The organism is Brucella grignonensis, from assembly GCF_002252505.1.
GTDB lineage: Bacteria > Pseudomonadota > Alphaproteobacteria > Rhizobiales > Rhizobiaceae > Brucella > Brucella grignonensis.
On sequence record NZ_NNRL01000168.1, the window covers coordinates 37939 to 60419 of the forward strand.

Below are 22481 nucleotides of genomic sequence, written 5' to 3' on the forward strand. Positions count from 1 at the left end.
GAATTTCCCTCCTAAAATAAATTGGTCTATCCAGCAATCAGCCTGGCTTTTGGCGCGACATAGCCCTGCTATGCCCCACTCTCGCTGGGTAACGAAAACAGTTTAGACTTGTTCCAATAATAATCTCCAATTGCTTTTTATGTTATTATTGATAAGGTTTTCCTATCATGTTTACAATCAGACAAATGCGCTACTTCGATGCGCTTGCCAGCACGCTGCATTTTCGAAAAGCCGCTGAACTTGCACATATTTCTCAGCCTGCTCTCTCGGCGCAAATTGCTGAAATGGAAAGCGTCGCTGGTGCACCTTTATTCGAGCGCTCGCAACGCAAAGTCATCATGGCAGAACTCGGTCGGGAGTTGCTGCCGGGCATTCGAACCATCCTGAAAGAGTTACATGCGCTGGAGGAGATCACTGCTCAAAGCAAAGGCCTGTTGCAAACCCAGTTGCGCCTCGGGATTATCCCGACCGTCGCGCCCTATGTTGTGCCCCATCTCGTTCCACTACTCAGAGATCGGCACCCATCTTTCCGTCTGCAACTGCGCGAAAGTGTAACGGCAAAACTGCTTGATGAACTTCATGCAGGCGAAATCGACGCCGTTGTTGCGGCGCTTCCAATCGCAGATGATCGACTTGCACGTGAAAAGCTGTTCGACGACCGCTTTCTGATAGCCACTTCAAGCAATGACCAGACGATACTCTCCTCACCCATGACACAGGATAGTGTGGTGCTGGATCGTTTGCTGTTGCTGGAAGAAGGCCATTGTATGCGCGATCAAGCGCTGGCGGTCTGCTCGTTACCGTCGAAGCGGCAGCTGGTGAAATATGGCGCGACCAGCATGACAACACTGCTGCAAATGGTGAGCCATGGCATGGGCCTGACATTGATCCCGGAAATTGCCGTTCGTGCCGAAGCGCGCAGCAATCACATGCGCATCATTCCGTTTGAAGGTGAACAGCCCAAACGAGAAATCGCACTTTTGTGGCGAAGGCAGAGCAAGCGCCGTAAGGATTTTCATGCTCTTGCCGAATGTATTGTCGAAAGCGCCAACAATCTCCTCATCAGCGATGATGAGTTGCCGTCACTTGCAAAATAAAGAGGCGACCCGAAGGCCGCCTTTTCAAAATTATACAAGCAACGCTTACATACCGCCCGGATAATTCGGGCTTTCGCGAGTGATCGCCACGCCATGGGAATGGCTTTCGCGCAAGCCAGCATTGGAAATGCGCACGAAGGTCGCCTTTTCGCGGAATTCTTCGAGTGTCTTTGCGCCGACATACCCCATGGAAGCGCGCAGGCCACCAGCGAGCTGGTGCAGAACCGCCGAGATCGGCCCCTTGTAAGCGACCTGCCCTTCGATGCCTTCCGGCACGAGCTTCAGTTCATCACGGACTTCTGCCTGGAAGTAGCGGTCTGCCGAACCGCGCGCCATTGCACCGACCGAGCCCATGCCGCGATAGGATTTGAACGAACGGCCCTGATGCAGATAAACTTCGCCCGGGCTTTCTTCCGTACCGGCCAGCAGCGAACCGGCCATGGCCGCAACCGCACCGGCAGCAAGCGCCTTGGCGAAATCACCGGAGAACTTGATACCACCATCGGCGATAACCGGAATGTTATGCTTGTGGGCTGCTTCAACCGCCGACATGATTGCCGAAAGCTGCGGCACGCCAACGCCTGCAACAATACGCGTGGTGCAGATAGAACCCGGTCCGATACCGACCTTGACAGCATCCGCACCAGCATCAATCAGCGCCTGCGTTCCGGCGGCGGTCGCAACATTACCGGCCAGAATAGCGACATTCGGATAGGCTTTCTTGATGCGTGCAACAGCATCAAGAACCCGCTGCGAATGACCGTGGGCCGTATCGACAACCAGCAGATCAACGCCAGCATCGATCAGACGTTCAGCGCGCTCGTAGCCATCTTCGCCAACGCTTGTTGCAGCAGCAGCACGCAAACGGCCCTGCGCATCCTTGGCGGCATGCGGGTTAAGCTGTGATTTTTCAATGTCCTTGACGGTAACGAGACCGACGCAACGGCCCTTATCGTCAACAACCAGCAGCTTTTCAATGCGATGCGCATGCAAAAGGCGCTTGGCTTCATCCTGATTAACGTTTTCGCGAACCGTGATCAGGTTTTCGCGTGTCATCAGTTCGTAGATTTTCTGAGCCGGATCAGAAGCAAAACGCACATCGCGATTGGTCAGAATGCCAACCAGACGGCCCGGACCCTTGCTGCCATTTTCGACAACAGGAATACCGGAAATGCCGTGTGCCTTCATGAGTGCCTGTGCGTCGGCAAGTGTCGCATCCGGTCCAATGGTGACAGGATTTACCACCATACCCGATTCAAACTTCTTGACCTGACGGACTTCCTCGGCCTGGCGTTCAGGTGTCAAATTGCGGTGGATAACACCAATACCCCCCGACTGCGCCATGGCAATGGCCAAACGCGATTCGGTTACGGTGTCCATTGCGGCGGAGAGCAGCGGCAGATTAAGCTCAATATCCTTGGCAATACGCGTGCGCAGATCGGCCTGTCCGGGCATCACCTCGGAATGACCCGGCTGCAAAAGCACATCATCGAAGGTGAGAGCGAGCGAGCCAGTGGAAGATTCCACGATTTTTGCCATTGCCAATTCCTTTACCGGTTTTACCGAATGAGAAAAGCCGCCTCTCCGGTAAGTATCCGGGAGCAGCGACTAGACTGGGTTTCGTGTTGAATTGGCACCGGCTGGTAACATGGTTATGACTGCTTGGAAAGTCTTTTACGGACAAGTTTCAGTTACTGATAACGATTTTCATGATAAATCGCCCGCATATTTTCTGTAATTGGCCCGAAGGGGGCACAATGCGTAAATCATATCAACGCGTTCCACTCATCCGCCGCTCGCGCGCAATGTGGATGTCTCCACGTTTGTGGAAGCCTCGGCTCGTTTTCTGGTGCGGGGCGATCGCAATTGGCCTTATCAGCGTTGCATTTGCTGAAGCCGCCGATATTGCTCAGGGTTGGTTCAAGAGATTGACCGATGGTTCTGCCAGCCCATGGCGGGCTTGGTTGCCACTCATCATCACACCACTTGGCTTCATGCTGTGCTCATGGATCGCAATCACCTGTTTCCCCGGCTCTGGTGGCAGTGGCATCCCGCAGGCGATTGCAGCCCGCCACCTGAATAACCCTGAAGAGCGAACTTTGCTCCTCTCGCTGAAGATTGCATTTGGTAAGATCGTTCTGACCATCGTCGGCCTTTTTTCGGGCGCATCCATCGGCCGTGAGGGCCCCACCGTGCAAATCGGCGCGTCCATCATGCTGTTATCGGCACGCATCGGCAGCATGGAGCAAGCGCGCGGACTCATTCTTGCGGGATCAGCAGCTGGCATAGCCGCTGCCTTTAATACACCACTTGCAGGCATCGTGTTCGCCATCGAAGAAATGGGGCGTTCCTATGCAGCGCGAACCAACGGTCTGGTTCTCTCCGCAGTCATCCTTGCAGGTCTCGCTTCGCTCGGGCTCGTCGGCAACTATAATTATTTCGGCCTGACGACCGTAACCGTTGCATCCCATATGGATTGGATTCTGGTGATTGGCTGCGGCGTGATCGGCGGCGCATTCGGCGCCGCATTCAGCGCGCTCGCCCTCAGCCTAACAACGCGTTTACGTCGCCGTGTTCAGAAAGCTCCACTTCGGGACACGGTACTGATAGCAGGCGCCTGTGGTCTGGTGATTGCCATCATCGGCATTGCATCGGGCGGGGCAACTTTTGGCACCGGATATGATCAGGCCCGGAGCGCGGTAGAAGGTCTGCCGCTGTCTCCATTCTACTTCATAGAGAAGTTTATTGCGGGTCTTCTTTCGATGGTGTCCGGCATTCCCGGCGGCATATTTGCACCATCCTTATCTGTTGGTGCTGGACTTGGCAGCACCATAGGACTGCTTCTGGGGACCAGCATCAGTCTCGCCGCCGTTCTGGGTATGGCGGGCTATTTTGCCGGTGTTGTGCAAGCGCCCATGACTGCCTTTGTCATCATTCTGGAGATGACCGGTAACCACAACAATGTCATTCCGCTTATGTGCGCATCGATGTTGGGATATGGCACCGCCCGCCTCATTTCACACGAGCCTCTTTATCACGCCTTGTCACGAACATTCGTGGCAGATGTTTTGCGCCAGCGTCGCGCAAAGGAAAAGAATATTTCATCGGACTAAACATCCATCTTGGGGGAGGAAGCACTTATGGATCGAAGAACATTCGCAAAATCGCTTGCGGGGCTGGGGACAATGCCCTTCATAGTCGGTTCGGCAACAGCAGCAAAAAGGGGAGAAGAAGGCATGCTGGAATTGATGGGCGGAAGCATTATCGATGTGCCGGGAATCAAACTCGGGCATCACACGCTGACCAAGCGCCCAACCGGCTGCACCGTTTTGCTTTGCGAAGAGGGAGCAACCGCAGGTGTCGATGTACGTGGTTCCGCACCAGGCACCCGCGAGACCGATCTTCTCGATCCAATGAATTATGTTCAACAGGTACAAGCAATTCTGCTGTCCGGTGGCAGCGCCTATGGTCTGAGTGCTGCGACCGGTGTGATGCGCTATCTGGAAGAAAACAATCTGGGTTTCAAGATCGGCAAAGGTGTTGTTCCGATTGTGCCTGCCGCCATCCTGATGGATCTTGGCGTTGGAGATTTTTCCGTTCGCCCCGATGAAGAAGCCGGTTATCTGGCGTGTAAGGCAGCAAAAGCGGAAGCCTCCGGCGAAGGTAATATTGGCGCAGGCGCTGGCGCAACCGTCGGCAAGATGTTTGGCATGGAATATGCGATGAAGGGTGGCCTTGGCACAGCAAGCTACAGGGTTCCCGGAACAGACGTCGTGGTTGGCGCCATCGTTGCCGTAAACGCTGTGGGTGATGTTTACGCTCCCAACTCGCAGCAGATATTGGCGGGCGCGCGTAACGAAGACGGCAAAGGTTTCCGCAACATCATGGACTCGATTATGCAGGGCCGTAATGTCGTCAAGTCTGGCGGGGCCAACACGACCATCGGTGCTATTGCAACCAATGTTCCGTTTAACAAGGCTGAACTCAAAAAGATCGCTGGCATGGCACATGACGGTTTTGCCCGTTCGATTAACCCCATCCACACAATGTGGGATGGTGATACGATCTTTGCGCTCTCGACAGGCAAGGCAGAAGGTGTTGAAGCTGATGTAACGGCCATCGGTGCTATTGCAGCAACTGTGATGGCTCATGCGGTTGCCCGCGCTGTGATGCAGGCTGAAAGTCTGCCAGACCTGAACCTGCCGGCCCATCGGGACTATGTTTAGAGCATCCGAGCCAAAATCGGGAACCGGTTTTGTGTTTGGAGATGCGCAAAACAAATAGATGGGGAGGCTCCAGCGCTTCGATATCGGCTGAAACGCTTTGCCCGGAAAGTTCTCGATAACCACATAAACACGCAGCGATTGAAACGATCCGTAATATACGCGATATGAGAAACAGCTTTACAAAGCGGGTACTGCGCCGTGCATCTTGCGGGAAGCGCAATGGCTGCTCTAACAGTGTATTATGTACTAGATTGATTTTTATCTGAAAAGCAGGTTCGGACACGGCATGACAGGCAATTCCCTCAAATTCGGCACAAGCGGTCTCAGAGGACTAGCGATCGAACTAAACGGATTGCCTGCTTATGCCTATTCGCTGGCATTTATGCATATGCTCAAATCGCGAGGCAGCCTGAACGCAGGCGACAAGGTGTTTGTCGGTCAGGATTTGCGACCGTCAAGTCCTGATATTGCTGCACTCGCAATGGGTGCGATTGAGGATGCAGGCTTCATGCCTGTCGATTGCGGCATATTACCCACGCCTGCTCTGAGCTATTATGCCATGGCGCAAAATGCGCCATGTATCATGGTCACCGGCAGTCATATCCCGGATGATCGCAATGGTTTGAAGTTCTATCGCACCGACGGTGAGATCGACAAGGATGATGAAGCAGCTATAAGCGCTGCCTACGCTGCCCTTCCGGCCGACATCGCATCACGGAAAGCAGTTGGTTTGTCCGTAAGCGACAGCGCAATCAACGCCTATGCCGAGCGCTACATCAAGCTTTTTGGCACTGGCAGCCTCACAGGACTGAAAATCGGCGTTTATCAACATTCGTCGGTGGCGCGTGACCTTCTCACCAAAACCCTTGGCGCACTTGGTGCGGAAACCGTAACACTTGGCCGGTCCGATATTTTTGTGCCTGTCGACACAGAGGCGCTACGCCCGGAAGATATCCGCCTTCTTGCCGAATGGGCCAAACAGGACCGATTTGACGCCATCATTTCAACCGACGGCGACGCAGATCGTCCGCTCATTGCAGACGAGCATGGCCATTTCGTGCGGGGTGATCTGGTGGGCGTGATCACATCTGCCTGGGTCGGTGCCGATGTCATCGTCACGCCAGTCACATCCAATGCAGCACTTGAAGAATGCGGAAAGTTTGCCCGTGTTCTGCGCACGCGCGTCGGCTCGCCATATGTGATTGCCGGCATGCAGCAAGCTCTCAACGAAAACGCAAAGCGTGTGGTTGGATTTGAAGCCAATGGCGGTGTGCTTCTTGGAAGTACCATCGACAAGGAAGGCCGGCAACTATCCGCTTTGCCTACACGAGACGCGCTTCTGCCAATTCTTGCCTGTCTGAGCACGATCAAACGGACGCAAACACCGCTGTCCGAAATCGCTCGCAGCTATGGTTTCCGTATAGCGTTGAGTGACCGCTTGCAGAATGTATCGCAAGAAAAGAGTGCGGCGTTTCTCTCAGTCATCACGCAGGAAGATGCACGCATTCAGCTTTTCCCGGTGACCGACACCGTTATACGGCTTGAAACAATTGATGGCGTGAAGCTGTTCTTCAAATCAGGCAATGCCGTGCATTATCGCGCTTCAGGCAATGCACCGGAACTGCGCTGTTATGTCGAAGCTGCCAGCGAAGCTCAGGCCAATGAATTATTGACAATGGGTCTCGAAATCGCCCGCAACGCAACGAAGGATGCCACCAGCAAATGAGCTTTATCCCGGTTATCATCAGTGGCGGTTCTGGTTCCAGACTCTGGCCGCTTTCACGCGACGCCCACCCAAAGCCATTCATCGAGCTGCCAGATGGCGATACGTTGATCGGTAAGACCTATGCACGCGCTTCGCATCTTCAGGATGCCGATCAGATTCTCACGGTCACAAACCGCGATTTCCTGTTTCTGACGCTTGATGCCTATGCAGACGCAGATGCGCGCAAGATCGACAATACGTTCCTGCTGGAGCCGTTGGGCCGCGATACGGCACCCGCTGTAGCATTGGCAGCTCTTCAGGCAGCATCAACCTATGGCGCTGACGCAACTTTGCTCATCATGCCAGCCGATCATCTGATCGAAGATGAAGCGGCTTTCGCAGCGGCGGTTGTGGAAGCACGTAAACTTGCCGACACAGGCCGCATCGTCACTTTCGGCATCGTTCCGGATCATCCGGAAACCGGTTTTGGCTACATCGAAGTCGATGGCACAGACGTTCTGCGCTTTGTCGAAAAACCAGACGAAGCCACCGCACAGACCTATGTTGAAAGTGGTCGTTACTACTGGAATTCCGGCATGTTCTGCTTTCGGGCGTCGACGATGATCGATGCCATGCAGCGCCATGCACCGGAAGTATTGATCGGCGCCAGATCTGCGCTTGAGCATTCACGTCGTGGCGTGAACGGCGAAACCAGAACGCTGGAAATTGCCAAGGATCAATTCGCGGCAACACCTGCTATTTCCATCGACTATGCCGTCATGGAAAAGGCAGACAATATCGCCTGTATCCCTGTTTCCTGTGGCTGGTCAGATATTGGCTCATGGGCTGCAATGGCCGATCTGATCGAGCCTGATGCTGATGGCAATCGCCTACGTGGTGAAACGGTCCTTGAAGAAACAACCGACAGCTTTGTACTTTCGGAAACGCGCCTCGTCAGTCTCGTTGGCGTTCACGATCTTCTGGTTGTCGATACGCCGGATGCCCTGCTTGTCGCCCATCGCGACAAGGCACAGGATGTGCGCAAGGTCTTCAACAAGTTGCGTGCTCAAGGCCACGAAGCAGCCAAATTGCACCGCACCGCACACCGTCCATGGGGCACTTACACGGTTCTGGAAGAAGGCGACGGCTTCAAGATCAAGCGTATTGAGGTTAAGCCTGGTCGTCGTCTGAGCCTGCAGGCGCATCATCATCGTTCCGAACACTGGATTGTGGTTTCCGGCACGGCAAAGGTCGTCAATGGCGAGCGAGAAATCCTGCTGACCAACAACCAATCGACCTATATCCCCTGCGGTTTCAAGCACCGTCTAGAAAATCCTGGCATTCTTCCGCTTGTCCTGATCGAAGTACAAAGCGGCGAATATCTCGGTGAAGACGACATCGTTCGTTACGATGATATTTATGGGCGCACCTGATCCAGCAACGAAGACGCGAATTGTGATCTGGATCATCGACAAATGGCGGTTTTTCGCTTTCGCGAATCCGCTATAGTCGTCTCATGACGATCCAGCACCTAAGCGAAACCATTATCAACCAGATTGCCGCTGGCGAGGTGATTGAACGCCCTGCCAGCGTGATCAAGGAACTTGTCGAAAACGCAATCGATGCTGGCGCAACCCGTATCGAGATTGTGACTGCGGGCGGCGGCAAGACGCTGCTGCGTGTGACCGACAATGGTTCGGGCATTCCTTCCAATGAGCTGTCACTCGCCGTTTCACGCCATTGCACATCCAAGCTCACCGACGATGTGAATGATATTCGCGCGCTGGGTTTTCGCGGCGAAGCGTTGCCATCCATCGGCTCTGTTTCAAAACTCACGCTGAAATCGCGTCCACAGGATGCCGAGTCCGGCTTTGAAGTAGTGGTCAATGGCGGGCATCTTGATGGCCCTCGCCCGGCTGCTCTTAATCGCGGTACGATTGCGGAAGTGCGTGACCTCTTCTATGCGACGCCAGCGCGTCTCAAATTTATGAAGACGGATCGCGCCGAAGCAACCGCCATCACCGATATCGTCAAACGGATTGCAATCGCCTTCCCGCAGGTTCGGTTTTCGTTAGCGGGTACTGATCGAACTCCGCTGGAACTTCCGGCCACAGGAAGCGGTGTAGACGCCACCCTTGAACGTATAGGCCAGATACTCGGCAAGGAGTTTTCGGACAATTCACTGCATATCGATGCCGAGCGCGATGGTGTGAGGCTCGCTGGCTTTGCCGGCATCCCATCATTTAACCGGGGCAATGCACTGCATCAATTTGCTTATGTGAATGGCCGCCCTGTTCGCGACAAACAGATTTTCGGCGCTCTGCGCGGTGCATATTCCGACGTCATCGCGCGTGACCGGCATCCGGTGGCAGTGCTGTTTCTGACGCTCGATCCATCTTTGGTCGATGTGAACGTGCATCCCGCCAAGGCCGATGTCCGCTTTCGCGACCCGGGCCTTGTGCGCGGTCTTATTGTGGGTGCCATCAAGCAAGCACTTGCACAATCGGGCATACGCCCGGCAACAAGCGGCGCGGAAGCCATGCTGCAAGCTTTCCGTGCTGAAGGGTTCCAGCCACGCGCCTCTACCGGCAATTACGCAGCTCCTGCGTGGCGACCAGCGACACCATCCGCGCCACGTACAGAATGGTCGCCGCAAACGGCACACCCGACACATAAGCCACTGAGTTTTGATAGCCCGCTTGCCTTTCATGAAGACGAGCAAGCAACGATTGTAACAATTCCTGCAGCAGATGCCCGCGCAACAATTGCAGACGCACCTGTCGAAACGATGCAGAAGCCGCTTGGCGCAGCGCGTGCACAAATCCACGAAAATTACATCGTCGCGCAGACAGAAGACAGTCTGGTGATCGTAGACCAGCACGCGGCCCATGAACGGCTCGTCTATGAAGCGTTAAAGAATGCGCTCCATTCTCGCCCGATACCGGGGCAGATGCTGCTCATTCCCGAAATTGTTGACCTGCCGGAAGAAGATGCAGAGCGACTCACTGCCCATTCTGAAACGCTGGCACGATTCGGCCTTGGTATTGAACAGTTTGGTCCCGGCGCAATTGCGGTGCGTGAAACACCTGCCATGCTTGGCGAGATGAACGTGCAGCAGCTTATCCGCGATTTGGCTGATGAAGTTGCGGAGCACGACACATCCGATGGTCTCAAAGCAATGTTGAACCATGTTGCTGCCACCATGGCCTGCCACGGTTCAGTGCGTTCGGGTCGACGGCTTAAGCCTGAAGAAATGAATGCGCTTTTGCGTGACATGGAGGCGACGCCCGGTTCCGGCACATGCAATCATGGACGCCCGACCTATATTGAGCTGAAGTTGACCGACATTGAACGATTGTTTGGCCGACGCTAACCATAGGCTCAAGCATGTCGCAGTTAAATGGATTCATTTAACGTTCGCGAACATGCGACAATTAAAAGAACTAGAGCGAGCGCCATGGGTGCGATTAAACGCGACACGCTCTGGACGAAGCATTCGCTGCTTGATAGATTCTGGCATCAAGGAATTACCCAATGAACAAATTTGAATCACCTCGCTCATCAGAAGCTGTCCTGCGTTATCTCGACGGCGACTTTGAAATCGTAAAGCACGGCTCTTTTGTGCTGTGTGCAGTCACTGGCGCACCTATTCCGCTCGACGAGCTCAAATACTGGAGTGTTGCGCGCCAGGAAGCCTATGCGTCGGGGCTAATTTCCTACGAACGTGAGCTTGCACTTAATCCGGAATTGCGGAGTCGCAAGAAAGCTTAAACAGACTTAGAGGCTGACAATGAGCGGACTTTGTACCGCTCGATTGCCATATCGAGAATATGGCCCAGCACGTCCTTGCGCTCAAATTGCAGATCAACATCGAGTACGGCCAGTTCGCGCATAAACTCACTTGGCACGTCACTCATGGTCACAAGACGAACATGGTCCTTGGCAGTCGTAATAAGACCCACTCCAAGCCGGTTCGCTGTTTCAATAAGTTTGCGAATATCATCGGGCTGATAGCTATAATGGTCCGGGAAGGTTTGACTTTCCACAATCTCACCGCCAGCCTCCCGCACACTTGCAAAGAACTTGGCAGGGTTGCCAATTCCCGCAAATGCCAGCCAGCGATTACCCGCAACCACTGAAGAAGACGAAGGCACCAGTTTTGCCTCGTAAATGGCGCGTCCGGCACGCGATGCCTGCCGCACCACGAAATCGGCAGCACTGCCCTTCCCAATGCGCAGCAGAGCGTCAGTCTTGCGCATCTGATCAGTCAGCGGTGCGCGCAAGGGACCAGCGGGAATCACCCGACCGTTTCCGACGCCGCGTGTCGAATCAACCACCAGCAGCGAAAAATCGGCATGCAGCCGTGCGCTCTGAAAACCATCATCCATGATGATAAAATCACAACCACGCTGGCATAGTTCCAGTGCAGACTTCAAACGATCCGGGCAAAGCGCGACCGGTGCGTGACGCGCAAGCAGCAGCGGCTCGTCGCCCACATGACGAGCGCTGTCAATGGACGGATCGACAATATGCAGCCCTTTGTAACTGCCGCCATATCCGCGGGAAACGATGCCGGGCTGTAAGCCGCGTGCCTTGGCAACCTTTGCAAAGGCAATAGCAGTCGGGGTTTTGCCCGCGCCGCCAACGGTAAAATTACCGATACAGAGAACGGGGGCTGCGATTTTTGGCGGTTCCGCCTTGAGAAGCCGTCGGCCAGCAACAGCACCATAGACCCATGAAAGAGGCGCAAGCCCACAAGCGCGCCAATCAGGCTTCTCCCACCAGAAGGGTGGCGCCTCGCTTGCCATTCAGGCACCGCCGTTGACAAAGGCCGCTTCATTGCGGTTCCCCGGCAACTGCGCCTGCAAGACCAGCGGTTGAATGAACGGCTCCAGCGAATTCAATGTGCGATCCAGCGCGCCGCGCATATCCTTCACCGTATTTGCACCGGCGGTGATCATCGCGCGCAGATGCTGCGGATTGTTAAAGAGAAAATTGATCGCGCCAGCGAGCATGTTGCGATCCTTCACCACCCGCGCACCACCATTCTTGATGAGCCGCTGGAAGGATTCACGGAAATTCTGGACATTCTTGCCCGTCAGGACTGCTGTACCCATCATGGCAGGTTCAAGTGGGTTATGCCCACCTTCTTTGGTCAATGAATTTCCAATGAAGGCGATCTCGGTGAGTTGGAGATAAAGCCCCATCTCACCAATCGTATCGCCAAGCAGAATGTCGGTATCCGCTTCTATAACATCTCCACGGCTGCGCGCCGCCACCTTCAATCCCTTTTCACCAAGCATGGCTTCGATGGCCGGAGCCCGGTTGGGATGACGTGGAACGATGATCGTAACAAGACGCGGATAACGTACCTTCAGCATCTGATGCACTTCTGCGGCTATCTCTTCTTCACCGTCGTGGGTAGAGATTGCAGCCCATGTGCGACGCCCGGCAATTTGACGCTGCATCATTGCCAGTGCCTGTGGATCGGCCGGTGCCGGAGCCGTATCAACCTTGAGATTACCCGAAACGCTGACCGGCCTTGCCCCAAGAGCCCGAAAGCGATCGCCATCGAGCTCGGACTGAGCAATCACATGCGCGAAGTTTTCAAACAGCGCTTCTGCCAATTCAGGGCGCTTCTGCCATGCCGCAAACGAGCGATCAGACAGACGACCGTTGACCAGCACATGCGGAATATGCCGCGCGCCAAGTGAAAGCACAGTGGCTGGCCAAATCTCGGATTCACAGCCTATCGCCAGATCCGGCTTCCAGTGATCAAGAAAATTATTAACCGCCGGTTGCAGATCGAGCGGCGCATATTGATGGATAACCTGATTACCCAGCTGATCGGCAACCAGCTTTGCAGATGTCACTGTTCCTGTCGTCATAACAATGTGGATACCAGTCGCTGCAATACTTTCAATCAACGGCGCAATCGCAACCGATTCCCCAACGCTCGCAGCATGTGCCCATATAACAGGACCTTGCGGGCGAGCTATCGAGGTTTTTCCGTAGCGCTCACCGCGCCTGATGCGTTCTTCCTTGCCACGCGATGCACGATAGGAAATATAAGCCCCGATGAACGGATAGGCCGCAGAGCCGAGCATACGATAGGCCGACAACATGTTTCGTGCCCAACGTTCACTCATTTGCCTACCTCCAACGCCGCATAAGCCTTGGTCGTCGCCTCATTGAGTTGGCGCGTCAATTCCATGCGCTTTTCTTCCAGTTGTGCCTCATCGGCATTTTCATCCACCCAGACCGGCTCTCCGCAGACAATTATCGAGCGGCCGAATGGCAACGGAATCGTGGTCTTGTCCCATGTCTTATGCAAAACATGATTCCGCGAAAAAGCATACGCGAAAGGCATTATTGGTCGACCCGATAATTTGGCCAGCAAAATAATTCCTTCGCCCGCTTCACGCGCTTTGCCATGGGCAATATCAGCAATCATCGATGCCGACTGTCCCTTTTTCAGGGCATTCTTCAACGTTAAAAGCGCACGTGCTCCGCCTTTTCTGGCGGAATTGCCTTCACCACGCCCACCAGAACCACGCACCGTGATGAAGCCAAACTTCTCAGCAATACGAGCATTGAGTTCCGCATCGGCACTGCGCGAAAACATGGCTACCACTTCCAGATCATGCGGACGCACCACTGCAGCCATAATGTGCTGGCCGTGCCAGAATGTTATGATTGAGGGACTGTTTTCGCGCAAAAGGGTCTTGATATCGGCAGACCCCTTGAGACGTGGATTGGTCAGATGCACAAATTTCAGATAACTGGATATCAGTTGCACCAATGCGACTTTTACGAAAGCCGAACGCGCAAGCGGGCCGCGAATGCGGCGCCACATACGCTTGGCAAAACCATCCGAACGGCTGCGCGCATCGGCTTTCGATACGCTTTTTTCCTTTGCCATCTGATCTTCGTGCGGAGCAGACAAAAGCTCTTATTCCGCCTTCAGGTCCACGCCTTCCGGATCAAGCAAGCGATGCAGATGCACAATGAAATAACGCATATGCGCGTTATCGACGGTCTGCTGCGCCTTGGACTTCCAGGCCGTTTTGGCAGTCTCATAATCAGGATAAATGCCGACGACATCGAGATTATCGAGATCGCGGAAATGAACGGTTCCAAGCTTTTTCAGCTCGCCGCCAAATACCAGATGAAGAAGCTGCTTTTTGTCGCCTTCGGCACTCATGACCATATCCCTTGAACAAAAACGCGTTTCGACCTGACAAAATCAAATCACGCATCTCAACATTTTTATCTAACGTGCATCTTAATCCTAAAACCGCTTTACAGGTTTCGGGATGCGTTTATTCCGGTTCGCAGCATGATTAGCTCAATGGCCAGTCCGCGACAACACTCAACATTTCCTGCAGAAGGTTTCCACTGGAAGCAACCAGCGCACCATGCTGTAATGTCGGTCCACCATAAATGAGAGGCTGAGCGTCCTGGGTCAAGAGCGCCCCGCCCGACTCACTCAAGATGAGATCGGCTGCGGCCAAGTCCCAATCATGCGAATTTGGCCGAATGAAGGTGCCCGCAATATCACCACGCGCAACCATCGCAATACGATAGGCAAGTGATGGCACATAAGGGTGCACCGTCACACGGTCACGCCAACCTTGAGGCAAAACATCGACCATTCGCTTTGCCGAAGCCATCGAGATTTTTTCGCCCGGTGGGGGCAAACGGGTTTGAATGGGCATGCCATTTTGCGATGCACCAAAACCTTTTCCTGCCTCAATAACTTCGTTGACCACAGGGCATTGCAAAACACCGGCAATCGGTTTGCCGTCTTCTACAATAGCCACGCTCACGCACCACTGGGACTGGCCATTAATAAAGCCGCGTGTACCGTCAATTGGATCGATAACAAACGCGCGGCGGCGCTTGGCTACCGTTCTGTCATCCGTTGTTTCTTCCGAAATCCAGCCATAATCAGGACGTGCGTCGAGCAGCGCTTCCTTCAGATAGCTATCGACTGCAAAATCGGCTTCACTGACAGGCGAGTGCCCATCTTTCAACCAGACTTCCGGCGACTGGCCGAAATAGCGCATGGCGATACGACCAGCTTCACGTGCCGCATTGCGCAGAAGTTCGAGCTCGTTCTGGATATCTTTGCGTTTCTCAATTTCCGGCAAGGGTCATGCCTTCAATCACAAGTGTTGGAGCCGTCATGCCAAAATTCCGGTCAATATCAGAAGCAGGCGTCATATTGAGGAACATGTCCCTGAGGTTAGAGGCAATCGTCACCTCACTCACAGGATAAGCAAGCTCCCCGTTTTCAATCCAGAACCCGGAAGCCCCACGGCTATACTGACCAGTGATCATATCGACACCCTGCCCGAATACTTCCGTTACATAAAAGCCAGTACCAACAGAACGGATCAGCGATTCCGGTGTTTCCAGCCCCGGTTCGATAGCAAAGTTAGTTGAAGCTGGTGAGACACCTGAACCTGAGCGCACACCGCGTCCATTACCGATCAGTCCCAGTTCCCGTGCACTCGAACCTGACAGAAGCCATTGCTGCAACATGCCATCTTCTACCATCGTCAGAGGCTGGCCTTCGATACCCTCACCATCAAATGGACGCGACGACGATCCGCGAATGCGCAATGGATCATCGGTAACATTGATCCCGGCTTTCAAAATCTGCTTGCCAAGACTGTCACGTAAAAAACTGGTCTTGCGTGCAACAGAGGCACCATTGATTGCGCTCGCAAGATGGCCTGCAATGCTCCGTGCCAGACGCGGATCAAACACGACCGTAACGGGACCCGTCTTGGCTTGCCTTGCACCGAGACGCCGTACAGCGCGTTCACCGGCACGTCGTCCAATATTTTCAGGTGTGTCGAGATCGGCAAAGTGAAGGCGTGAGCTGAAATCATAGTCACGCTCCATCTTCGTGCCCTCGCCTGCAATTGCAGACACCGAGCGCCCGAAACGGGTTGCAGCATACTCACCTGAAAAGCCCGACGACGTGACAAGCACCAGACCACCCATGCTGCGGGAAGCACCCGCACCGCCGGAATTACTCACGCCCTGCACAGCACGTGCTGCGGCTTCCGTGGCCAGTGCATCCTCGGTAAGACGCGCCGTATCGATTTCAATCGCATCAAAGAGATCGAGATCGCGGGGCGCTTTCACCAGCAATGCGGGATCGGCCAGTTGCTCATACGGATCTTCTGGAGCAACACGCGCCATGGCAACCGCACGCTCAGCCAATTTGTTGGGATCGCTGCCAGCATTGGCAGAAACACTGGCGATACGGCGCCCGACAAAAACCCGGAGAGAAAAATCATCACTCTCCGACGATTCGGTTCCCTCGACCTTGCCAAGCCGAACAGAGACGCTGACCGAGCGCGCACGGATCACAACCGCGTCAGCATGATCGGCCCCTGCGTGTTTTGCAGCGGCCACCAGCTGCGCTGCGCGATCAACCAGTTTCTCCGACGAATTATCTGAAATCATTACATAATCCAAGACTATAGGGGCAAAACGGCACCAGACTGGCAACCACGAGATATAACCAACCGTAATGGGAATTTGCGAAAAAATATCGTCAAATTATTCGACATCGGGCTGATTAGAGCCATATCTTGTTTCTATATTGCCGAAATCCGGGGGCTTCAAGGCAAGCCTGCCACATTCTTCACATTTCAAGAGCACAACATGGTCGCAACTGGCGGAAGTCTTTACTTACAGGCGCTGATGATTTTGGGTGGTGCGATCATCGCTGCGCCCTTGTTCAAACGTCTTGGCCTCGGCACCGTTCTGGGCTATCTCGCCGCCGGCATTGCGATTGGTCCCGTTGCACGCCTTATCTCTGAAGGTGAAGAACTCCTGCATTTTTCGGAGCTCGGCGTCGTCTTCCTGCTGTTCATTATTGGACTTGAATTGAAGCCATCGCGGCTTTGGTCGTTGCGTCATGCAATTTTCGGACTGGGTGCTGCCCAAGTCTTGCTTACAGGCTCGGCATTGGCAGCCCTGGGCGTCTACCTTGCCGGACTGGAGACGAATGCGGCCATCATCATCGGCTTCGGCTTAGCGCTTTCTTCAACAGCATTTGCCATGCAGGTGTTGGAAGATCGCGCTGAAACCAACCAGAAGCACGGGCAACGTGCCTTTGCCATTCTGTTGTTTCAGGACCTCGCTATCGTTCCCATTCTGGCAATCATCCCGGCGCTGTCCCCCAATGAGCCCTCACAGGCCAGTGCAGGCTTTCATCTGGCGACAGCCATTGCCGCGATTATCGCACTGGTGATTGCAGGACGCTATCTCATCAATCCGATGTTCCGTATCATTGCCAATACAGGCGCGCGCGAAGTGATGATCGCCGCTGCCCTTTTTGTGGTGCTGGGTTCGGCCAGTCTTTTACAGGCAGCAGGGCTATCCATGGCAATGGGTGCATTCATTGCGGGCGTGCTGCTGGCCGAATCGTCTTATCGACATGAGCTTGAAGCCGATATCGAACCTTTTCGCGGAATTTTCCTCGGCCTGTTTTTCGTGGCTGTCGGCCTGTCGCTCAATCTGACTGTGATCCTGCAATACTGGCAAATCATTCTGATGGCGGTCCCGATTTTCATGATCGTCAAAGCGGCCATTATTTATATTCTGTGCCGCATCTTCCGCTCGAACCATAATGATGCGATCCGCGTTGCGTTTCTGCTTCCACAGGGCGGCGAATTCGCCTTTGTGCTGTTTTCCGCTGCGGCAGCCGCCGCTGTTATTTCAAGCGCCTTAAGCTCGGAACTTGTCGCCGCCGTCACAGTTTCGATGGCACTGACACCGCTTTCTGTTGCCATCGGCTCAAAGCTACTGATCAAAGACAAGACAGAAGACGTCATCGAAGAAAACTTCGAAGGCGCTGGCGCAGATGTTCTGATGATTGGCTTTTCGCGTTACGGACAGATTTCCGCTCAAATCCTGCTTGCCGGTGGCATCGATGTGACGGTGATCGACAACTCACCGAACCGCGTGCGTGCAGCAGGAAAATTCGGCTTCCGCATCTATTTCGGCGATGGCACACGTAAGGACGTGCTCGAAGCAGCTGGCATCCGCAAAGCCAAGATTGTTGCCGTATGCACACATAAAAAGGAAGTTACCAACCGGGTCATCAATCTGATCCAGTCGGAATTTCCCGACGTTCGTCTTTTTGTGCGATCCTATGACCGTGAACATACGCTGCAACTTCGCGCGCAAGGCGTGGAGTATGAGCTGCGTGAAACTTTCGAATCCGGTCTTTTGTTCGGTCAGCGTACGCTTGAAGGTCTGGGGCTTTCGGAAGCCAACGCCTATGCCATCCGCGAAGATGTGCGTCAGCGCGACGAAGACCGTTTGCACGTGCAAGCATCAGAAGGAATCATGGCAGGACGGCATCTGCTCTTCAACAAGCCTGTCACGCCGGAACCTCTGGTTAAGCCACAACGCGAGGGCCAGCGCATTGATAAAGCGGGCGATGGCATCGATGTGGTTGCCAATGTCGATGAAGGCGCGTCCTCAGCCGCAGTTGCGGCTGAATAGGATCAGGAAGCCGCAGCGGCGGACTTGCCACTTAGAACCGTATCGAGGGCAAGTTTCAACTCCTCGCGAATGTTCACACTTTGCGACAGAATCTGCTCGAACTTCAGAAAATCGAGCAGACCGATTCTCTCGACATTGGGGCGCAGGAAAATATGCGGCGGGCGATTGCGGAACTTGTTCTCGATGATCGAGCACATGGTGAGCTGATTGGCACCCATGACCGCTTCGATTGTGGTAGGCATATAGTCATCGGGCCCAACAGGTGCGCCGACAACATCAATACCGATCACGATATCGGCTTTGTCGAAGAGCAGATCGAATGGCACCGGATTGAGTAATCCGCCATCCACCAGAATACGCCCGTTGCGACGCACCGGTCTGAAAACCGGCGGAATAGCGCAGGAAGCCGCAATGGCTGAGCGTAGATCACCTTCTTCTATGTTGAGTTCTGTGGCTGCATGAAAATCCGAAGCCGTAATGCTCATCGGGATTTTCAGCTCTTCCACATTATCGGGCAGCGCCGCCGGTAAAAAGACATCCAGTATTTTTTCGATATTGAATTGGCTGACGCGGAAACCACCTTTCAGCAGCTCCACCCAACGTTCTGGACGTGCCTGCCACATACGACGGGCGACTTCCGAACGACGATTGAAAATCGCCGCCATATATTCATGGATTTCCTTGCCGCTCATGCCGTTCGCCATTCCGGCACCGACAATCGAGCCGATGGATGAACCGGCGATTGCCACGGGTTTGATACCCAGCTCATCCAGCACTTCGATAATATGGATATGTGCGATACCGCGAGCACCGCCGCCGCCAAAGGCGACGGCGATACGTGGAGATGTCGGCACGGTTATATCCATGAAACTTTCCTCACGGCATATAGGCTTACGACTGGGCTGGGCCAAAAATCAGAATTGCAGGTTCAGCTTCCAAAAGCTTTTTGGCAATAGCTTTCACCTGATCAAGCGTCACCGCATCAATCAGTTCAGCACGCCTGTCGATGTAATCACGATCAAGTCCGGCTTCCTGAAGGCCAACAAGCGTGTCGGCAATCGATACCGAAGAATCGAGATTGTTTACGGCATAAGAGCCTTTGAGATAGCTCTTGGCTGCAGCAAGCTCGGCTTCTGTCGGACCATCATTTGCCATCGCAGCGACTTGCTCACGAATGATCTTGAGCGATTCCTGCGCCTTTTCAGGTCGTGTTGCAGTCGAAATCGTCAGCGCCGATACGTGATCACGCAGTGCCATCGACGATGACACCGAATAGGCCAGACCGCGCTTCTCACGCACTTCTGCATAAAGACGCGAGGTGAAACCGCCACCCAGAATATGATTCATCAGGTAAGAAGCGAAGAACTCCGGATCTTTGCGGGGAACTGCCGGATAGACAAAACTGATCGATGTCTGCGGCATGTCAAAGCTGAGGCTTGTCGTCGTGCCAAGTGCGAGTTTCGCATCGGGCACCGGCACCAGCTCAGCATTTGCAGGCAGATCGCCGAATACCTTGTCGAGCATTTCGCCGAGATCCTTGGCGTTGATCGAACCCACAACGCCGATCGTCAGACGATCACGAGCAAAGTTCTTGCGGTGGAAATTGACAAGGTCTTCGCGGCTGATTGATTGCAGTGATTTAACCGTGCCTTCATCCGGGCGGCCATAAGGATGGTTGCCATAGAGAACTTCGGAGAATTTTCGCGAGGCGATGGTCGAAGGATTGCGCTGCGAAGCTTCGAGGCTCGCCACCACCTGCTGACGAATACGGTCAATTGCATCCTGATCAAAGCGCGGCTTGTTAACAGCAAGCGCCAGAAGGTCGTTCACTGCGTCACGGTTCTCAGCAAGCATACGGATACTGCCGGCAACCGAATCGGGAGAAGCCGAGAAGCTCATCTCCGCACCAAGATTATCGATGCGTTCCTGAAAACTGTCGGAATCGAGGTCGCCAGCCCCTTCATCGAAAAGACCCGTCATCAGATTGGCAAGACCTTCCTTGCCACCTGGGTCTTGCGACGAGCCACCCTTGAACGAAAAGCGCATGGAAATGAGCGGTACGGAACTGTCTTCAACCAGCCAGGCTTTGATGCCCTTTGGCGAAACGACTTCCTGAATCTCGATTGCGTATGCTGGAAGGTTCAGAACCACCAGCAACATCATGGATGTTGCCAATGCCATCATCGCGGTCTTTGCACGATTAACATTCAACGCAATAGCTTTGCTCACTGGATTGCTCCTCCCGCGCCATTCTCACTTGCATTGCCAACGGCAGCATTCGGATTTTCACGTGCATTTTCAGGATCGGTATCCGGCGGCAGCAAATAGCTTGTCACAGACTGATTTTTCACCAGATAGCGGCTCGCAGCATCTTTTATCTGCTCGACGGTGACACCCTTGATCACATCCGGCCATTTCTGAATATCTTCAATGTTCTGGCCAATGGAGAGCGTAGAACCATAAATACGGGCCATGCCGGACTGACTGTCGCGCGCGAATGTGACAGCTTTCAGGAAGCGATTGCGGGCTTGGTCGAGCTCAGTCTGTGTCACACCGTCCTTGATGATACGTGCAACTTCAGCGTTAACTGCCTTCTCCACATCGGCCAGCGTCTTGCCATTCTGTGGCGAACCGTAAACCGAGAACGTGCCGTCATCGAGCGGATCGCCATCATAGCTCGCCCCCGTGTTGGATGCGATGCCCTGCTTGACGATCAACTCCTGATAAAGACGCGAGCGCAACGAACCACCGAGAATTTCGCTCAAAAGATCGAGTGCTGGCGCATCACCGGCCTTCACATTCGGAAAGCGCTTCTCATTGGAATAAGACGGCACCAGCCACGACACACGGAACGATGGTGTGCTCACACGATCATCATGCAGCGTCACAACGCGAGCCGCGTGCTTGACCGGCTCCTGCGGACGCTCGCGCGGCAGAACTTCGGCGCGCTTGGGGATCGTAGCCCAGGTCTTCATGACAAGATCGCGCACGCGTTCAGGCGTCACGTCACCGGCAATCACCAGCGTTGCATTATTCGGGGTGTAATATTGCTGGTAGAAATCGACCGCATCCTTGAGGCTGAGTTTCTCCATTTCCTGTCGCCAGCCAATCACAGGCACACGATAAGGATGATTGTAATAGAGCACGGCGTCGGTGTTTTCCATCAACATCGCTGCGGGATTTGAATCCACACGCATACGACGCTCTTCAAGAATAACCTCGCGCTCAGTCGTTACCGCCTCTTCGTCGAGCACCAGATTGGCCATGCGGTCCGATTCGTAACCCATCACCATTTCTAGCGCATCGGGGGCGACACGCTGGAAATAGGCGGTGTAGTCATACGAGGTGAATGCATTTTCCTGACCGCCAATGGCTGCAATCTTCGCGGAAAACTCGCCAGCCGGGTAGGTCTTCGTGCCCTTGAACATCAGGTGTTCGAGAAAATGCGCAATGCCGGATTTGCCGGGCGCCTCATCAGCCGACCCGACATGATACCAGATCATCTGCGTGACCACCGGGGCGCGATGATCGGGAATAACCACGACCTTCAATCCATTTTCGAGGGTAAAGCTGCTGATATCTTCGGATTTCGTGATTTCTGGCAGATTTGTTTGGGCCGGAGGCTGAGTAGTCTCGGTTGCAGCTGCCGGTGCGGGCGTCTGCGCCTGAACCGAGCCTATTGCAAGTGGCAGAGCCAACGCCAAACCAAGGGCGGTGGACAACAAAAAGTGCCGGAGTGAGGGGGTTTGCACCAAACGACATCTCCAATCAGTTGCATTCCGCCCTGACCATTTTGAAATGACTGGCGAGCGGCAAGATCCAGAGCATTTCCTGTCTAAGCTGAATAGATAGAAATGCTCTATTTATTTGTTTCACGCATGTCTTTGTCCCAAAACCGGTTCCCACTTTTGGGAGACA

The 22481-nt window shown here is 54.1% G+C and carries 18 protein-coding genes; 8 read left to right on the top strand and 10 right to left on the bottom strand.

All coding sequences use genetic code 11. The annotated features are described in order from the left end of the window. The first annotated feature begins 167 nt into the window (after nt 1-167). Nucleotides 168-1097 carry a hydrogen peroxide-inducible genes activator gene (locus CEV33_RS21695; RefSeq protein ID WP_094542446.1) on the top strand — a complete coding sequence of 310 codons (930 nt, stop codon included), beginning with the start codon at nt 168-170 and terminating at the stop codon, nt 1095-1097. A gap of 45 nt (nt 1098-1142) precedes the next feature. On the opposite strand, the gene guaB is transcribed toward CEV33_RS21695, so the two are convergent. Next, complete coding sequence (gene guaB, locus CEV33_RS21700) at nt 1143-2636, bottom strand: IMP dehydrogenase (RefSeq protein ID WP_094542447.1); 1494 nt, start codon at nt 2634-2636, stop codon at nt 1143-1145. Nucleotides 2637-2854: 218 nt separating this feature from the next. Here guaB and CEV33_RS21705 point away from each other — a divergent pair, with 218 nt between their 5' ends. The 6 genes from CEV33_RS21705 (at nt 2855) to CEV33_RS21730 (ending at nt 10799) form a co-directional block, all read left to right on the top strand. After that, entirely contained in the window at nt 2855-4210 is a 1356-nt protein-coding gene (locus CEV33_RS21705) for a chloride channel protein (RefSeq protein ID WP_094542448.1), read from the top strand. 27 nt (nt 4211-4237) lie between these two features. Further along, nucleotides 4238-5323 (top strand): P1 family peptidase, encoded by a 1086-nt coding sequence (locus tag CEV33_RS21710; protein ID WP_094542449.1) that lies wholly within the window; start codon nt 4238-4240, stop codon nt 5321-5323. Between the two features lie 286 nt (nt 5324-5609). Beyond that, nucleotides 5610-7049: a phosphomannomutase gene (locus CEV33_RS21715; protein ID WP_094542450.1), complete on the top strand. Its 1440-nt coding sequence runs from the start codon at nt 5610-5612 to the stop codon at nt 7047-7049. Continuing rightward, nucleotides 7046-8461, top strand: coding sequence for a mannose-1-phosphate guanylyltransferase/mannose-6-phosphate isomerase (locus tag CEV33_RS21720; RefSeq protein ID WP_094542451.1), 1416 nt, complete (start codon nt 7046-7048; stop codon nt 8459-8461). The genes CEV33_RS21715 and CEV33_RS21720 overlap by 4 nt, the downstream gene beginning before the upstream one ends. Before the next feature lie 83 nt (nt 8462-8544). Further along, complete coding sequence (gene mutL, locus CEV33_RS21725) at nt 8545-10401, top strand: DNA mismatch repair endonuclease MutL (RefSeq protein WP_094542452.1); 1857 nt, start codon at nt 8545-8547, stop codon at nt 10399-10401. Between the two features lie 161 nt (nt 10402-10562). Beyond that, nucleotides 10563-10799, top strand: a complete 237-nt coding sequence (locus CEV33_RS21730; RefSeq protein ID WP_024897758.1) for a DUF2093 domain-containing protein — start codon at nt 10563-10565, stop codon at nt 10797-10799. On the opposite strand, the gene lpxK is transcribed toward CEV33_RS21730, so the two are convergent. The 6 genes from lpxK to CEV33_RS21760 all read right to left on the bottom strand — a co-directional run bounded on the left by lpxK (nt 10796) and on the right by CEV33_RS21760 (nt 16511). After that, on the bottom strand, nt 10796-11836 hold the full coding sequence (gene lpxK / locus CEV33_RS21735; protein ID WP_094542453.1) for a tetraacyldisaccharide 4'-kinase: 1041 nt from the start codon (nt 11834-11836) through the stop codon (nt 10796-10798). The two genes, CEV33_RS21730 and lpxK, sit on opposite strands and share 4 nt — an antisense overlap. Then, a complete protein-coding gene (waaA, locus tag CEV33_RS21740) occupies nt 11837-13177 on the bottom strand; it encodes a lipid IV(A) 3-deoxy-D-manno-octulosonic acid transferase (RefSeq protein WP_094542454.1) in 1341 nt (446 codons plus the stop codon). After that, complete coding sequence (locus CEV33_RS21745) at nt 13174-13950, bottom strand: lysophospholipid acyltransferase family protein (RefSeq protein ID WP_094542596.1); 777 nt, start codon at nt 13948-13950, stop codon at nt 13174-13176. The genes waaA and CEV33_RS21745 overlap by 4 nt, the downstream gene beginning before the upstream one ends. Before the next feature lie 30 nt (nt 13951-13980). After that, nucleotides 13981-14232, bottom strand: a complete 252-nt coding sequence (locus CEV33_RS21750; protein WP_094542597.1) for a DUF4170 domain-containing protein — start codon at nt 14230-14232, stop codon at nt 13981-13983. A 139-nt stretch (nt 14233-14371) separates the two neighbouring features. Beyond that, nucleotides 14372-15181, bottom strand: a complete 810-nt coding sequence (locus tag CEV33_RS21755) for a 3'(2'),5'-bisphosphate nucleotidase CysQ (protein ID WP_094542455.1) — start codon at nt 15179-15181, stop codon at nt 14372-14374. Beyond that, nucleotides 15168-16511: a TldD/PmbA family protein gene (locus tag CEV33_RS21760; RefSeq protein ID WP_094542456.1), complete on the bottom strand. Its 1344-nt coding sequence runs from the start codon at nt 16509-16511 to the stop codon at nt 15168-15170. Before CEV33_RS21760 ends, CEV33_RS21755 begins: the two co-directional genes overlap by 14 nt. Nucleotides 16512-16712: 201 nt before the next feature. Between CEV33_RS21760 and CEV33_RS21765 the strand changes: the two genes are divergently transcribed. Continuing rightward, a complete protein-coding gene (locus CEV33_RS21765; RefSeq protein WP_094542457.1) occupies nt 16713-18563 on the top strand; it encodes a monovalent cation:proton antiporter-2 (CPA2) family protein in 1851 nt (616 codons plus the stop codon). A gap of 2 nt (nt 18564-18565) precedes the next feature. On the opposite strand, the gene CEV33_RS21770 is transcribed toward CEV33_RS21765, so the two are convergent. From CEV33_RS21770 to CEV33_RS21780, 3 genes are read right to left on the bottom strand one after another with little or no spacing between them, the layout of a single operon-like run. After that, the gene (locus tag CEV33_RS21770; protein ID WP_094542458.1) at nt 18566-19429 is read right to left on the bottom strand and encodes a patatin-like phospholipase family protein; all 864 of its coding nucleotides are present in this window, start codon (nt 19427-19429) and stop codon (nt 18566-18568) included. 25 nt (nt 19430-19454) lie between these two features. Then, nucleotides 19455-20747, bottom strand: a complete 1293-nt coding sequence (locus CEV33_RS21775) for a M16 family metallopeptidase (RefSeq protein WP_235818505.1) — start codon at nt 20745-20747, stop codon at nt 19455-19457. A gap of 41 nt (nt 20748-20788) precedes the next feature. Continuing rightward, nucleotides 20789-22315 (bottom strand): M16 family metallopeptidase, encoded by a 1527-nt coding sequence (locus tag CEV33_RS21780; RefSeq protein WP_094542598.1) that lies wholly within the window; start codon nt 22313-22315, stop codon nt 20789-20791. Between the last annotated feature and the right edge of the window lie 166 nt (nt 22316-22481).

Bases quoted from the DNA above. Each gene is read 5' to 3' on its own strand.
- guaB (WP_094542447.1), bottom strand. From the start codon at position 2,636: ATGGCAAAAATCGTGGAATCTTCCACTGGCTCGCTCGCTCTCACCTTC.
- CEV33_RS21695 (WP_094542446.1), top strand. From the start codon at position 168: ATGTTTACAATCAGACAAATGCGCTACTTCGATGCGCTTGCCAGCACG.
- lpxK (WP_094542453.1), bottom strand. From the start codon at position 11,836: ATGGCAAGCGAGGCGCCACCCTTCTGGTGGGAGAAGCCTGATTGGCGC.
- CEV33_RS21765 (WP_094542457.1), top strand. From the start codon at position 16,713: ATGGTCGCAACTGGCGGAAGTCTTTACTTACAGGCGCTGATGATTTTG.
- CEV33_RS21705 (WP_094542448.1), top strand. From the start codon at position 2,855: ATGCGTAAATCATATCAACGCGTTCCACTCATCCGCCGCTCGCGCGCA.
- CEV33_RS21775 (WP_235818505.1), bottom strand. From the start codon at position 20,747: ATGATGGCATTGGCAACATCCATGATGTTGCTGGTGGTTCTGAACCTT.
- mutL (WP_094542452.1), top strand. From the start codon at position 8,545: ATGACGATCCAGCACCTAAGCGAAACCATTATCAACCAGATTGCCGCT.
- CEV33_RS21730 (WP_024897758.1), top strand. From the start codon at position 10,563: ATGAACAAATTTGAATCACCTCGCTCATCAGAAGCTGTCCTGCGTTAT.
- CEV33_RS21750 (WP_094542597.1), bottom strand. From the start codon at position 14,232: ATGAGTGCCGAAGGCGACAAAAAGCAGCTTCTTCATCTGGTATTTGGC.
- CEV33_RS21720 (WP_094542451.1), top strand. From the start codon at position 7,046: ATGAGCTTTATCCCGGTTATCATCAGTGGCGGTTCTGGTTCCAGACTC.
- CEV33_RS21745 (WP_094542596.1), bottom strand. From the start codon at position 13,950: ATGGCAAAGGAAAAAAGCGTATCGAAAGCCGATGCGCGCAGCCGTTCG.
- waaA (WP_094542454.1), bottom strand. From the start codon at position 13,177: ATGAGTGAACGTTGGGCACGAAACATGTTGTCGGCCTATCGTATGCTC.
- CEV33_RS21715 (WP_094542450.1), top strand. From the start codon at position 5,610: ATGACAGGCAATTCCCTCAAATTCGGCACAAGCGGTCTCAGAGGACTA.
- CEV33_RS21770 (WP_094542458.1), bottom strand. From the start codon at position 19,429: ATGGATATAACCGTGCCGACATCTCCACGTATCGCCGTCGCCTTTGGC.
- CEV33_RS21710 (WP_094542449.1), top strand. From the start codon at position 4,238: ATGGATCGAAGAACATTCGCAAAATCGCTTGCGGGGCTGGGGACAATG.
- CEV33_RS21760 (WP_094542456.1), bottom strand. From the start codon at position 16,511: ATGATTTCAGATAATTCGTCGGAGAAACTGGTTGATCGCGCAGCGCAG.